This is a genomic window from Candidatus Poseidoniia archaeon, assembly GCA_030748895.1.
Taxonomy (GTDB): Archaea; Thermoplasmatota; Poseidoniia; order MGIII; family CG-Epi1; genus UBA8886.
This window is the reverse complement of sequence record JASMLC010000001.1, coordinates 1-13,041: the sequence shown is the minus strand read 5'-3', so window position 1 is coordinate 13,041 and position 13,041 is coordinate 1. Positions and strand designations below refer to the sequence as shown.

Annotated in this window: 12 protein-coding genes and 1 pseudogene; 9 read left to right on the top strand and 4 right to left on the bottom strand. The window is 63.0% G+C overall.

The window, feature by feature from the left end; translation table 11 throughout:
* Window positions 1-13: 13 nt before the first annotated feature.
* Genes QGG57_00065 through QGG57_00050 form a run of 4 tightly spaced genes read right to left on the bottom strand, consistent with a single transcriptional unit; the run spans window position 14 to window position 6,861 of the window.
* Complete coding sequence (locus QGG57_00065) at window positions 14-1,858, bottom strand: CocE/NonD family hydrolase (protein ID MDP7006580.1); 1,845 nt, start codon at window positions 1,856-1,858, stop codon at window positions 14-16.
* Between the two features lie 2 nt (window positions 1,859-1,860).
* The gene (locus QGG57_00060; protein MDP7006579.1) at window positions 1,861-4,053 is read right to left on the bottom strand and encodes a CARDB domain-containing protein; all 2,193 of its coding nucleotides are present in this window, start codon (window positions 4,051-4,053) and stop codon (window positions 1,861-1,863) included.
* Between the two features lie 25 nt (window positions 4,054-4,078).
* The gene (locus QGG57_00055; protein ID MDP7006578.1) at window positions 4,079-5,302 is read right to left on the bottom strand and encodes an amidohydrolase family protein; all 1,224 of its coding nucleotides are present in this window, start codon (window positions 5,300-5,302) and stop codon (window positions 4,079-4,081) included.
* The gene (locus tag QGG57_00050; GenBank protein ID MDP7006577.1) at window positions 5,299-6,861 is read right to left on the bottom strand and encodes a site-2 protease family protein; all 1,563 of its coding nucleotides are present in this window, start codon (window positions 6,859-6,861) and stop codon (window positions 5,299-5,301) included. Before QGG57_00050 ends, QGG57_00055 begins: the two co-directional genes overlap by 4 nt.
* Window positions 6,862-6,976: 115 nt before the next feature.
* Here QGG57_00050 and QGG57_00045 point away from each other — a divergent pair.
* The 9 genes and pseudogenes from QGG57_00045 to QGG57_00005 all read left to right on the top strand — a co-directional run.
* A pseudogene (locus QGG57_00045) lies at window positions 6,977-7,891 on the top strand (transcription initiation factor IIB).
* Between the two features lie 5 nt (window positions 7,892-7,896).
* On the top strand, window positions 7,897-8,928 hold the full coding sequence (locus QGG57_00040) for a hypothetical protein (GenBank protein MDP7006576.1): 1,032 nt from the start codon (window positions 7,897-7,899) through the stop codon (window positions 8,926-8,928).
* A gap of 43 nt (window positions 8,929-8,971) precedes the next feature.
* Window positions 8,972-9,349, top strand: a complete 378-nt coding sequence (locus QGG57_00035) for a nascent polypeptide-associated complex protein (protein ID MDP7006575.1) — start codon at window positions 8,972-8,974, stop codon at window positions 9,347-9,349.
* A complete protein-coding gene (locus QGG57_00030) occupies window positions 9,349-10,518 on the top strand; it encodes an acyl-CoA dehydrogenase family protein (GenBank protein ID MDP7006574.1) in 1,170 nt (389 codons plus the stop codon). The genes QGG57_00035 and QGG57_00030 overlap by 1 nt, the downstream gene beginning before the upstream one ends.
* A 79-nt stretch (window positions 10,519-10,597) precedes the next feature.
* Window positions 10,598-10,867 (top strand): RNA-binding protein, encoded by a 270-nt coding sequence (locus QGG57_00025; GenBank protein ID MDP7006573.1) that lies wholly within the window; start codon window positions 10,598-10,600, stop codon window positions 10,865-10,867.
* 197 nt (window positions 10,868-11,064) lie between these two features.
* Window positions 11,065-11,214, top strand: a complete 150-nt coding sequence (locus tag QGG57_00020) for a hypothetical protein (protein ID MDP7006572.1) — start codon at window positions 11,065-11,067, stop codon at window positions 11,212-11,214.
* Between the two features lie 69 nt (window positions 11,215-11,283).
* Window positions 11,284-11,601, top strand: a complete 318-nt coding sequence (locus tag QGG57_00015) for a hypothetical protein (GenBank protein ID MDP7006571.1) — start codon at window positions 11,284-11,286, stop codon at window positions 11,599-11,601.
* Window positions 11,592-11,930, top strand: coding sequence for a hypothetical protein (locus QGG57_00010; protein MDP7006570.1), 339 nt, complete (start codon window positions 11,592-11,594; stop codon window positions 11,928-11,930). Before QGG57_00015 ends, QGG57_00010 begins: the two co-directional genes overlap by 10 nt.
* Window positions 11,931-12,136: 206 nt before the next feature.
* A partial coding sequence (locus QGG57_00005) for a hypothetical protein (GenBank protein ID MDP7006569.1) occupies window positions 12,137-13,041 on the top strand: 905 nt, incomplete at its 3' end.

The window sequence follows — 13,041 nt, the reverse complement described above, 5'->3', positions numbered from 1 at the left end:
ATTGCGCCGCCGTTCACTCGCCCACACAGGCAGGATGGCGGCACTGCGGCGGCAGGAAGTAGTGCTCCGCGGCCGGGTCGACGACGTCGACGCGCAGGACGCTGCTGGCCCCGAGTTCAATAGCGACCGGTGCCGACGTGGATGCTGGCAGGTAGCCGTCACCGGTTGAGCGCAGCGAAAGCTTCAGCGTGTGGCCCTGCGGGATTACGACGTCCATCGCCAGGAACTCCATCTTGGCGTTAAGCGTCACGCCGGGCGCGATGACGTGGTAGTCGGTCCCGCCGGCGTAGAAGCGCAGGTCCATGATGGCGTGGCCGACGTGGATGCAGCTATCGCCGTCGCAGTCCTCGAGCAGCGCGTAGAGCTGCCCCCCGGAGCCTTCCGGGGTAGCGTCGATATGCAGCTGCGGCTGCCCGCCGAAGCGGAACTCCGTTGCAAACGGCTCGGTCTCGAAGACGACGTCCGGGCTGCCCGGGAATACTTGCAGGCTGCCGCCCGCGTGCGCCAGCGCGTCGCCGAGCGCGAACTCGCGCCGCTCGGCGCCCGCCTGCGGGTAGCGGTCGGTGACACGCCACTGCCCGTGATTATCCTGGATTTCAGTCCACATGTTCGGCTTTGGCCCCTCTTCACGCAGGTAGAAGGTGAACCACTCGAGCAGGTCCTGCATCCAGTCGTAGCGCACCATCTGCGGGAACGCTTCCGAGCCACGGCCGGGGTCGCTGCGGTCCCGTAGGTAGGTAGGGCGGTCGGGGTAATCGTGGTCCCACTGCCCCATCAGAAGCTTCGCCTCGATGCCGTGGTCCTTGAGCGTGTTGAGCGTCGGGACCGCCATGTGCGGGTCGACGTTCCAGTCGTGGAAGCCGTGGATAATGTAGACGCTGCCTTCGTAATTCTCGAGCACCTCGGGCAGGAAGTAGCGCTCTTCCCAGTACCCCTCGACCAGCGCGTTCTGGAACTCGGTCCCCCCGAAGACGTAGCCGTTGACGCCGTGGATTGGCCCCGCGACGTAGTCGGGGCAGGCATTCTGCAGGTCCTCGTCGTTGCCGTCGGTACCGAACCCGCCGTAGACCACGTTGTGCATAAACGGCGCCCGTGCCTCGGATGAGCCGTTGCGCCACATCAGCTCGCGCACGCCAATCAGCCCGGAGATGGGGACGATGGTCTTCAGGTGCGGGTTGCCGAACTGCGCCGCCTGCCACTGAGTCGAGCCGTCGTACGATTTGCCGATGATGCCGACGTTGCCGTTGCTCCACTCCTGCGAGCCGAGCCACGTCACCGCCGCGTCGACCCCCAACTGCTCAGAGTATCCCATCAGGTCCATGCAGTGGTTGCTCGCGCCGGTGCCGAAGACTGAAACCTGCGCAAAGGCAAAGCCGTGCGGCAGGTGGTTCTGGATGATATTGTACCCGAGCCAGCTTCCCGGCACAGTGATGTCGGGAGTACTGACCGCCTCCTCACCGAAGTAGGGGCCGATTTCGACGATGACAGGCACCGTCTCCCCGGCCGGTACATCGGGTCGCCAGTAAGCAAGCGAGATGCGCGGGCACTTGTCCGAATCGGGGTTGAGCAGGCATTGCGGGTCGGTCGCCGCGCCCCCTTCGATGAGCGGCAGATCGACCGAGATATACTCGTGCGTTGAGTCCCACTCGTTATCGGTCGCGAGCAGCTCATACGGTCCCCGCTCGAGGACGTAGCCCCAGTCACCGGTCGTGTTGTAATCTTCGTAAATGCGGCTCCAGACCGGCACGTACGCCACCGGCAGCTGCCGCTGCTCTTCCTGCAGCGTGAGGTAAGCCACGCTCGCGAGCAGCAGCACCGCCGTCAGCAGCGCGAACCCCTTCTCGCCGAGGTTGCCCACAATTACCGCCTGCGCCGCGCTACGATAGCTGCCGAGAGCAGCGCGCCCGCCAGCCCGAAGCCGGGAATCGAGAAGCCGTCGCTGTCGCCACTACTGTCGCCGTTACCCGACGGGGCGGCGGCGATATCGAGCGAGAGCGAGAAGCTGTTGTCGGCGCGGTTGCGCTCGTCATCAATGGCGAGGTCGGGGTCGGCCGTAATCCGCAGCGTCGCCAGCCCGGCGGCCGGCTTGCTCCACTCGAGCAGCACCAGCGCTTCGCCGAAACCGGCGAGGCCCATATCAACACTGTAACTCGCCTCGACCCGACCCGCGACGTAGAGCTTGACACTAAAGGGGTCGGCACCGCGGCCGCCCAGATTCTTGACTACGAGCTGGAACTGCACCGGTGCGCCCGCCTGCAGGTCGCCCGGCATGAGCTGCGCGTAGGGACGGCCGTTGACTTGCAGGTCAACGGCCACTATCATCAGGTCAATTACGCGCTCGATGGGGATTTCGACGACCAGCTTCGCCTCGAAGAGCGCGCTGCCGTCGCCGGGCGGGACCGACTCGGCGCTGAAGCGGAAGTCGACCTCGTCGCCCATACTGTTCTCGAAATTGACCGGCTTGAGCACGATTTCCAGCTGCTTGGTCTTACTGCGGTCGACGGTGATGGTGTTCACTGCCTGCCCACCCTCCTCGATGCGTACGGTCCAGTCGCCGCGACCGATGATGGCGGTGACGTCGTAGCTGTCGCGGTCGTTGCCTGTATTGCGCACGCCGACCGGGAAGCGGTAGAGGCCGTCGATATCGAGCGCCTCGGGGTCAATCGCAATTCGCGCGTCGAGCCCGCTGATTGCGGCGCCGTAGGTGCGCACCGTCGCCCGCAGGTCCATGCGCTCGCTGACCGAGCCGTCGTTGAGCGATGTTACCTCCAGCCGTGCGGTCGCGCTGCTGCCGCCAGCGGCGCCGTCGGGCGCCTCGATGCGGACGCGCGCGTAATCGTACTGGTCGACCGGCAGGTCAAATTCGCCGGGCGTCAGCAGTGTCGCCTCCCAGCCACTGGGAAGCGAGCCGTCGTCAACCTCGATTTCGAAGCTGTCGGCGGTGTTGCCGCGGTTCCAGACCTTGACGCGGTACTCCACCTTGCCGCCACGCGGCAGCTGCAGGTCGTAAGTGCCGCCGCCGCCATCCTCGTGCTCAAGCTCGATGGCGAACTCGTCGACGGTCAGGTCGTAGGAGACCGACTCCTCCCAGATGTTGCCACGCATGTCAGTCACCGAAATCGTAATCTGGTAAGTACCGGAGCTGATGCCGGAGTCCTGCTGGTATTGCCAGCGCCCTTCGATGTATTTGGCGAAGGGATGCTGGTCGCGGACGCGGACCGAGTCGTTGAAGTTGCCCCCACCGGAAACGCCCTCGATTTCGAGGCTGAAGCTCCCGAGGTCGAGGTCCGCCACCGAACCGGAGCCCGAGTCGTCGATGACTCCGAGCGCGTCGACGACGCTCGCCTTGATGTAGAGCGAATCCTCGCCCGGCTCGTCGGTGCGGTCGTTGCTGAAAAACACCTCGGGGTTGAGGAATACCGGCTGCATGCGCACCATGATTTGCGAGTTGAAGTCGGGGCTGTCGGCCTTGATGTAAACTGTGCGGTTCTCTGTGTCGGGTGCCCAGGTAATCGAGGTCTCCAGCTCGATTCCTATAGTGGAGAAAGCTGGCACGATATGGTAGTCACCATAATCCAGGGACAGCTCCGAATCGGGCCCAACTGTGTAGTTTCCGTTGAGCGTGGTGCCTGGCGGGAATGCCTCAGCTTCCTCAGATACTTCTTCGCGTGAGAGGTTGTGTCGGGTAGCGTTTCCTCCCTCATCGACGACGAAGAGGTATAATGTCGAGCGGATAGTGATCTCCTGGACGTTCGTCGACTCCACCCAGATTGTGAAGGTATAGCTTTCACCCAGTTCGACCTGACCACCGAGGCCCTGTTCCCACGTGGAGAGCGGGTAGAACGTCCCCTGCTGGTTCAGCTCTTCGCTGCAGCTCCACCACCCCAACCGGTTCTCCTGCGGTTCCTTGGCGTTGAGCTTGAAGGTGTTACCGAGACCGTCTCGCTTCAGGTAGAGCGGCGTCTCGGCGTCGGCGCTGGCACCCTCCGCCGGCTGCGCCAGCAGCAGCAGCGCTCCGGCTGCCAGCAGTGCCAGCGCAAGATGTAGCCGCATCGCATGCCCCTCCGTTCGCGGAGTATTAAGGTTGTGCTGTGAAGAGCAACTGCCCGCCGCCCGTTTCCTGCAGTTCCCCGTCGGCCGCCACCAGCTCGCCGCGGCGCCAGACCCGCTGCGGGAAGATGGCGTCCCACCCCTCGTAGGGGCTCCAGCCGGCGCGTGAATGGAGTTGCTCGAGCGCGACCGGGCGCGCCGCCTTCAGGTCGACCTCAATCAAGTCGGCCGGTTGCCCCGCCGCGATGCGGCCGCGCGCCAGACCCAGCCGGTCGGCGGGCGCTTCGGCCATCGCGTTCACCAGCCGCCCCAGCGCCAGCCGGTCAGCGGCGACTTGCTGCAGCATTAGCGGCACCATCGTCTCGACGCCGGGAATCCCCGACGGCGGATTGTCGGACGCCTTCTCCTCGGGCAGGTGCGGCGCGTGGTCGCTCGCCAGCACCGCAATGCGGCCGTCGCGGAAGCCCGCCCAGAGCGCAGCGTTGTCGCGCGGCGTCCGCAGCGGCGGGTCAACCTTGCAGTCGATGGAATCGCACGCGTCAAGGTTCAGCAGCAGGTGGTGCGGGCAGACCTCCGCGGTCGCGCCCGCAGGCAGCCCCGCCAGGCCATCCGCCGTCGAGAGATGCGCGACATGCAGCTGCGGCGACGCCGGCATCCCCGCCAGGCATTCCGCCTCGGCCAGCCGGCGGTGCGCGGTGTGCTCCGCCAGCTTGCGCGGCGGCGACATGTCGATGTGCGATGGGTGTTCGCCGTGAATCACTAGCGGCCGCCCGCCGGCAGCGGTGATCTCGTTGGCGGTCGCGCGATAATCATCCCACGACTTGCCGTAGGGATAGAGCTTCCAGAAGGCGGCCGGCAGTTTGCCGAACCATGCTTCGCGCGAAATCCCCGGGCGCGCGCTGACGCCCAGCCCGAAATCGACCACCGACGCCGCCGCGGCGCGCTCCGCCTTCGCGGCGAACGCGGCGGGCGAGTCGGTCGGCGGCTGTGTGTTGGGCATGTCGACGACGGCGGTAACTCCGCCGCACGCAGCCGCTGCAGAGCCGCTGGCCCAAGTCTCTTTCTGCGGGAAGCCGGGGTCGCGGAAGTGGACATGCATGTCGAAGCCGGCGGGCAGCAGCATCCCGCGAACGCGCTCTTTCGGGCCGGCCATGGTCTTCGCAACACGTTCGATGTTGCCGTCGTCGCCGACGACGACGCATCCCTCGGTCAGCCCGTTCTGCGGATGCCAGATACGGCCTTCCAGAATCACGCCTCCGCCTCCGGCAGCAGCGATAGCCGCAGCGTGTAGATCGCCTCGTTACGGCTGTCGGCTTCGAGCAGCGCCTGCGCCGGCTCGCTGAGGCTCGCCGGCGCAACCAGTTCAAGTAGCAGCTGTGCTGATGCGCCGGCGGTCAGGTTTAGCGTCCAGTTGAACGGGTCCGGCTGCCACGCCACGTCGCTGAAAGTGGTGTTGTCAGGATTAAGCCATCCGGTGCCGGAGGTCACGTTCGTCACGTCCAGCGTCGCGCTCCAGTTGACCGGTAGCTTCAGTGCCAGCGTCAAGTTGTCGTGCACCTCGCCAGTGTTATTGACCCAGATGATGGTCGAGTTCGAACCGCCAGCGGCAAACTCCAGCTCCCCTTCGGCGGCCTCCATCTCCAGCCCGAACGGCGACGGGATAGTCATCAGCGGCGACGGGACAAAGCAGAGCAGCAGCATTACACCGGTGAAGCCGGCGGCGAACCAACGTGGGGTGTCGAGCGGCGTGATTTCCTCCGATGGTGGCGGGTGCTCGGCACCGAGAAAATAGACTAGCCCAGCGAAGATGGCCCAGCCGAAATATGGGTCCGAGTAGCCCGGCACGCCGAAGAACGCCATGAAGAGCATCACCGCGATGGCGAGATAGGAGAGTAATCGCGCGCGCGGGCCGAACAGTGCGCGCGCGATGTGGCCACCGTCGAGCTGTCCCGCCGGGAGCAGGTTGAGCGCAGTCACCAGCAGCCCCGCCCAGCCAGCAAACGCGACCGGATGGATGAGGTAGTTATCGCTCAGCGTCATGAACTGCGCGGCGAGCGTGGCGAGCAGGTTGAACGCCAGCGGGGTGCCGAGGAAAATCAGGTTACCCGGGTCGACCGGCGCCTCGCGCGCCGCCTGCTCGGTGAGCCAGAAGCCGAGCAGCGTGATTGGCAGGGCGGCGAGGAAGCCCGCGATGGGGCCACTGGCGCCGACATCCAGCAGCGCCCGGCGGTTGGGAATCGGCTCGCGGATGGCGATGAAGGCGCCCATGGTCCCGAGCAGCAGCGGCGGCGGGATGGGGATGAAGAAGGGCAGCGACGCGTCGAGGTTGTGCTTGCGTGCGTAGACGTAGTGTCCCATCTCGTGGATGCCAAGGATGGTCAGCAGCGGCAGAGAAAAGGTGAGCCAGCCGTAGAAGAGCGTCTCGGGGTGGAGCAGGATGAGCAGCAGGTCCCAGCCGCTCCGCAGCTCGTAGCTCCCGGCGTAGCCGGCCCAGAAGAGCGTCCCGGCCCAGGTGGTGGTGAAGATGGTCGCCAGCAGCAGATAGAGGTTGGTGCGCTCGGAGCGAGTTTTGCGCCGCGTCTGCGGCAACAGCACCAGCAGCAGCTCCCCCCCGGCGCGGCGCAGCATCGGGTGCAGCCGCACCCCGCCCGGCTCTCCCTTCAGGTCGAGCCGCAGCTCCTCGAACGCTGTAGCGAGGTCGGGCCGCTCCTCGACCAGCAGCAGGTGCGCCGAGCCGTCCCAGCGCGATTCGAGCACTTTCCAGCCGCGCCGCTCGGCGTAGCCACGCGGGTCCTCCTCCGGAGTGGGCATACGCCGCGCAGGCGGGCCGGCCGGTTATACGATTTGCCGGCCGGAGGGCGAGCGCTTTTATTGACGGCCGACATGACGGGAGCTAATGGTACTCAAGGGATCTGACAGTAAGATTGAACTTGAGGAAATTACTGCCTGTCCCGAGTGTGATTCGAAGCATCTCATCCGCGACTATAATCGCGGTGAAATGACCTGCAGCGGCTGCGGTCTTGTGGTCGATGACAACTTCATTGACCAGGGTCCGGAGTGGCGCGCGTTCGACGCCGAGCAGAACGAGAAACGCTCGCGAGGCGGGGCGCCGATGACGGTGATGGTACACGACAAGGGGCTCTCGACCGACATCGGCTGGGGCAACCGCGACACCCACGGCAACGTCGTCCCGACCCGTAACCGCGCACAGCTGTTCCGTATGCGCAAGTGGCAGAACCGCACCCGCGCCTCGACTTCGGCCGACCGCAACCTAGCGATGGCTCTCAAGGAACTGAACCGGCTCGCTTCCAAGATTGGACTGCACCGGCGGGTGCGCGAGGACGCCGCGATGCTCTACCGGCGGGCGGTTAACCAGAACCTAGTCCGTGGCCGCTCGGTCGAAGGAGTCGCCGCCGCTGCGCTCTACGGCGCCTGCCGGCGCTGCGAGGTGCCGCGTACGCTGAACGAGATTACCGCAGCGTCGCGCGCCAACAAGAAGGAGGTCGGCCGCACCTACCGCTACATCTCGCGCGAGCTGAAACTGAACCTCCGGCCGGCGTCGCCGGTCGTCTACATCAACCGCTTCTGCCGCGAGCTGGAACTGCCGGGGCGGGTCGAGAACGCCGCCATCCGTATCCTGAATCAGGCGGTCGAGGCTGAACTCACCTCGGGGCGCGGGCCGACCGGCGTCGCCGCGGCCTCGATTTACGTCGCGTCGGTGCTCTACAACTCACGCAAGACGCAGAAGTGCATCGCCGAAACCGTCGGCGTGACCGAAGTCACCATCCGCAACCGTTACAAGGAACTGGCGGAGAATCTGGACATCACGGTCCAGATATAGCGCGCATGCGCGTCCAGCGCAGGCGCGACGGCGCCGTCCGGTTGCGACTCGAGCACGAGGACGACCTCTACCACCTTGACCTGCTGCTCGAGCCGGGCGACCGCGTCCGCGCCTCCACCGAGCGGCGCGAGGCGACGCAGGCGGACCGGCTGCGTCCCGGGCGCGGCGCCAAACAGAAAATGACGCTGACGCTCGCGGTCGAAAAGGTCGAATACCAGCCGTTCGGCCAGCGGCTGCGCTGCCACGGCCCGATTACCGAGGCGAAGCGCGACGTCGGCCAGCACCACACGCTGCTGCTGGGACCGGGCGACGACCTGACGCTCGGCAAACCCGCATGGGCGCCGCACCACAAACGGCGGCTGCGCGAGGCGGCGCAGCCCGCGGTGCGCGCGCTGGCGGTCGCGGTAGAGGCCGACTCGGTTGTGCTGGCTGAAGTCAGGCCGTACGGCATCCGCGAGCTGCGGGCGCTGAACCGCGCCGGCGGCAAGGGCACCGGCGGCGAGAGCCAGAAGGCGTTCTTCGCGCGCGTTATCACCAGCGTCGCCGACGCGCTCGGCAGCGGCGGTGCGACCACGGCCGCGGCGCTGATTGTCATCGGCCCCGGCTTCCTCAAAGAAGATTTGCTGAAGCAGGCGCGCGACGACGCGCCCGAGCAGTGGGGCGGCGCGACCGCCGTCACCGCAGGGCAGGGTGGCCTGGCGGGCGTCCACGAAGCGCTCCGCACCGGCAAGCTGCCGCAGGCGGCCGCGCAAGCGCAGCTGCAGCGCGAGCTGGAGGCGGTCGCGGCGCTCAGTGACGCGCTCGCGCGCGACCGGGCGACCTACGGCGCGGCGCAGCTGCGCGAGGCGCTGGAGGCGGGCGCCGGCGAGCGGCTACTGATTCTGGCGCCCGAGACACGTTCCCCGCAAGGCCGCCGGCTGCTGGCGCTGGCCGAGCAGGCGCGCACCGAGGTCATCGAGGTCTCGCCGCACCACCACGGCGGCGAAATCCTGGCGGGGCTGGGCGGCGCGGCGGCGGTGCTGCGCTACAAATTATGAGCGGCGCCACAGCGCTTAAACACGCGCCGGCCTCGTCGGCCGCATGATGCCCGGCATGGGTCGCATGAACCCGCGCATGATGAAGAAGCTGCAGAAGCAGCTGAAGCAATCGACCGAGGAAATCGACGCGACCGAAGTCATCATCCGCACGCCGGAGAAGGAACTCTACTTTGACGCGCCGAGCGTGACAGCGATGGACATGATGGGGCAGAAATCTTTTCAGGTCGTCGGCGAGCCGCAGGAGCGGCCGCTCGGCAGCGGCACTGCGGCGGACGCGGGCGACGCGGCGGCGCAAATCCCGGCCGAGGACGTGGCGCTGGTCGCCGCGCAGGCCGGCGTCTCCGAGGAGGCGGCGCTCGAGGCGCTGCGCGAATGCAACGGCGAGCCGGCCGAGGCGATTATCCGGCTGATGGAGGGCTGATGGACTTCGCACCGACCGAGGAGCAGCAGATGATTCGCGACATGGTGCGCGACTTCGCCGAAAGCGTCGCGGCGCCGACCGCCGCGGAGCGCGACAAGGCGCAGCAGCCGCCGGTGGCGGAATTCAAGGAATTCGCGGAGCTGGGATTCGTCGGGATGACCATCCCCGAAGCTTATGGCGGGCAGAAGCTCGACGATGTCTCGGAGGCCATCGTGGTCGAGGAGCTGTCGCGCGTCGACCCGTCGCTGGGAGTCATGGTTGCGGTGCACGTGGGTCTCTGCTCGCTGACTATCGTGCTGCACGGTAGCGAGGCGCAGAAGGAGAAATATCTCCCGCAACTCGCAAGCGGGGAGACGCTGGGCGCCTACTCGCTGAGCGAGGCGGGGTCGGGAACCGACGCCGCCGCGATGAGCGCCAGGGCAACTGATGACGGCGACTGCTACGTGCTGAACGGCGAGAAAATGTGGGTCACCAATGGCTCCTGCGCCGATGTCTTTGTGCTGTTCGCAAAGGTGGTTGGCCATCCCGATTACGGCAAGAAGAAGCACGGCGGCGTCACCGCCTTCATCATCGAAAAAGACTTCGACGGTTTCGCGGTCGGCAAGAAGGAGAACAAGCTGGGCATCCGCTCCAGCGACACCACCACGCTGCTGCTTGACAACTGCCGTGTCCCGAAGGAGAACGTGCTGGGCGAGGTCGGCAAGGGCTTCGCGATTGCGATGAACGCGCTCGACAACTCGCGTATCGGTATTGCCGCGCAGGCACTGGGGATTGCCCAGGGCGCCTACGAAGCGGCACTGAAGTATGCACTGGAACGCGAGACCTTCGGAAAGCCGATTGCACAGCACCAGACCATCGGCAACTACCTGGCCGAAATGGCGACGCGCACTGAAGCGGCGCGGCTGCTGGTCTACCGCGCCGCGTGGGCCAAGCAGCAGCACTACGAGCAGGGCGCGCCGCGCCACACGCTCGAGGCGAGCATGGCCAAGCTGACCGCCGGCGATACCGCGATGTGGGTCGCCGACCACGCCGTGCAGGTGCTGGGCGGCTACGGCTACACGACCGACTTCCCGGTCGAGCGCTTTTTTCGCGACGCCAAGATTACCCAGATTTACGAAGGAACGCAGGAAATCCAGCGTGTTGTTATCGCGCGCGCACTGGCGCGCTAGCCAATATTCGGGGGAACGCCAAGTATTATAATGGAGGCTCCCTGCGCCGCCATCCTGCCAGGAGGCAGGCAATAGAACAATGAGCAGAAACATATACGTGGGCAACCTACCATGGTCGTTCAAGGACGAAGACCTCGGACAGCTGTTCGGGGAGCACGGCGAAGTGCAGTCAGCCAAGGTCATAATGGACCGGATGAGTGGCCGCTCCCGCGGCTTCGGTTTTGTCGAGATGTCGACCGCCGAAGAAGCGAGTGCAGCAATCGAGGCCATCAACGGCAGCGAAGCTGACGGACGCACCTTGAAGGTTGACGCCGCTCAGGAACGGGCACCCCGCCGCGACAACTACTGAGTCAAACAGTCGCTTTTTTCGCACAACGGCTACCTGAAGCGAGCTGCCCAGCGTGAGCTGGGCCGGTTTCAGGCAAGCCCGAAATTAAGGACAGACAGCGCTTCCACTGAGGCCGGGGTTTCCGCCCTGGTCGAGATAGAGACAGACCTGCTTGCGTCTGGCCCAGCCTGAGCTGGGCCCGCAGCCGTGGCGTCGCATTGACCTACGACAACATCCTCGAGATCATCGAGAAGAAAGTGGCAGGGCAGATGGCCGAGAAGGCGCTGAACGAGATACTTGCGGACAAGGAGCTGGGCAATGCCCTTCAACCGGACGATGCCCTGAAGGAAGAACTGGGCCTCACGTAGTCATTGCAGAAGGCTTCCTCATCCGGCTTCTCTTAGAAAACCCTTAAAGCATGGTGACTCTGCGACCATATGGGAGCTTACTTTACTTTCAAATGTGATTGTGGCTATTCAGCGCATGTTTCCGGTATGCCAGACTCGGGATTCTTTGCTATGACTATCACTGTGACTTGCGATGATTGCAAGGAAATTGGTGATATTACCGTCGAGACCGAGAAAGAGGAATGGAAGGATGATATTGGAAAATGCAGAGAATGTGGTGGAACCAATGTCAGGGGCTGGGGCCAGAAAGACCGCTATGACAAGGGAGAGGAGGAAAACTATGATTGCCCCAAATGCGGAAGCCGGATGTCCAGGGATGAGAGTGCTGGGGTGACCATGTGGGATTGAATGAAAAACTGGATGAGATCATTCAAAAACTTGATGAAATAAATAATCAATTAATATTATCTGAAAAGAAGGGAATGCAATCCAATATGATGCTAGCTGCAGCAATAGTTCTGTACGGTGTACCACTCCTTATTATTTCCAGTTTAGCAACGCATTGGATAATAAATGAATCCCATTATCTTTCATCTCATCTCTTTGTAATAGGTGCTGTGAGCGTACTAATAGTTCTTGGCATCACAGTAATGTTTTTCAATCCGATTTTTGATTTCATACAGTTAAAGCAATTGGATTTAGAAGAAATATTAGAAGTTAGTAATAAAAAGAAATAAGCTTTTGCCGTCATGGCACTGCGCCGTCGCCCTGAATAGGTCACCGTTACATTATAAGTTACGTAAGCTATTACCGTTTTAGATGCAAAAGTCACTGAATATGCTGAAATATATCCTTCATCGACATGGTAAACAAACTACAAAGTCGGTAAAGATTTTACCGCCTTCTTAGAAAACCCTAAAAGCATGGTGACTCTGTGACCATGATGAGATTCCCCCTGCTGCTACAGTTTACCCGACCTCCTTTCAGCGGCTGGAATCACGCGCTGGTGTTTCTGGCACTTGCCTACGCTACGCTGATTAGTCTGTCTGTGGAGGGGCTGGAACAGACCCATGGAGGCACATCTTGTGATAATTCATGCCATAACGGCCACCATGATGAAGAATACGAAGGCTACATTGTTGTCAGTAGTCTTGTGGTACCTGAACTCGAAGTAGGAGAGGAAGGAACTATACTGGCTGAAATCTGGAACGATGCTGAGGGTATTCGGGACCAGTATACACGATATGAGCGCGTTGATTATATCCTCAGTACGGAGAATGACACCCTGGAGATAGATAACCCTTCCGACTATATCATCAACTTGAGGGAAGGCGAAGGAAATAGCCGCATTCTGGAGTGGAGCGTCACCGGGTCCCAGGCCGGCAGTGATACCCTGATACTGCTGCTTGACGGGAGTAATGACCATGATGATGGTTTCAATGTCCTGACAGACGCCAGACAACCTTTTCAGGTCACTACTGAAAAGGCAGACGTCATGCTGGCTGAAAATGATATTGAGCTAAATCCAACAGCTCCGATTCAGGGACAGGCCACTACGTTGGACGTGGTCTTGCAGAACCTAGGCGGTAATGCGACGTGTAACTTGGCTCTCTATATAGATGAGGAAAACGTGCAGGGACTGTTAGAACGAAAAGTGGGATTAATCCTGGAGAATGGCGCCAACCTTGATCTCAATTTCAGCTTTGAGACTGCAAATCAGGAACTTGGCAGCCACACCCTCATCCTGCAAGCTGAGAATATTTCACCAGCAGATTCTAACTCGGGGAATCATCGCCTTGAGGTACCACTGCAATTATTGGAGCGAGGGAACCTGCAGGTCACTGGACT

Coding starts and splice junctions, on each gene's coding strand:
- QGG57_00050 (MDP7006577.1), bottom strand. CDS start 6,861: ATGCCCACTCCGGAGGAGGACCCGCGTGGCTACGCCGAGCGGCGCGGC.
- QGG57_00015 (MDP7006571.1), top strand. CDS start 11,284: ATGGGAGCTTACTTTACTTTCAAATGTGATTGTGGCTATTCAGCGCAT.
- QGG57_00060 (MDP7006579.1), bottom strand. CDS start 4,053: ATGCGGCTACATCTTGCGCTGGCACTGCTGGCAGCCGGAGCGCTGCTG.
- QGG57_00040 (MDP7006576.1), top strand. CDS start 7,897: ATGCGCGTCCAGCGCAGGCGCGACGGCGCCGTCCGGTTGCGACTCGAG.
- QGG57_00025 (MDP7006573.1), top strand. CDS start 10,598: ATGAGCAGAAACATATACGTGGGCAACCTACCATGGTCGTTCAAGGAC.
- QGG57_00030 (MDP7006574.1), top strand. CDS start 9,349: ATGGACTTCGCACCGACCGAGGAGCAGCAGATGATTCGCGACATGGTG.
- QGG57_00035 (MDP7006575.1), top strand. CDS start 8,972: ATGATGCCCGGCATGGGTCGCATGAACCCGCGCATGATGAAGAAGCTG.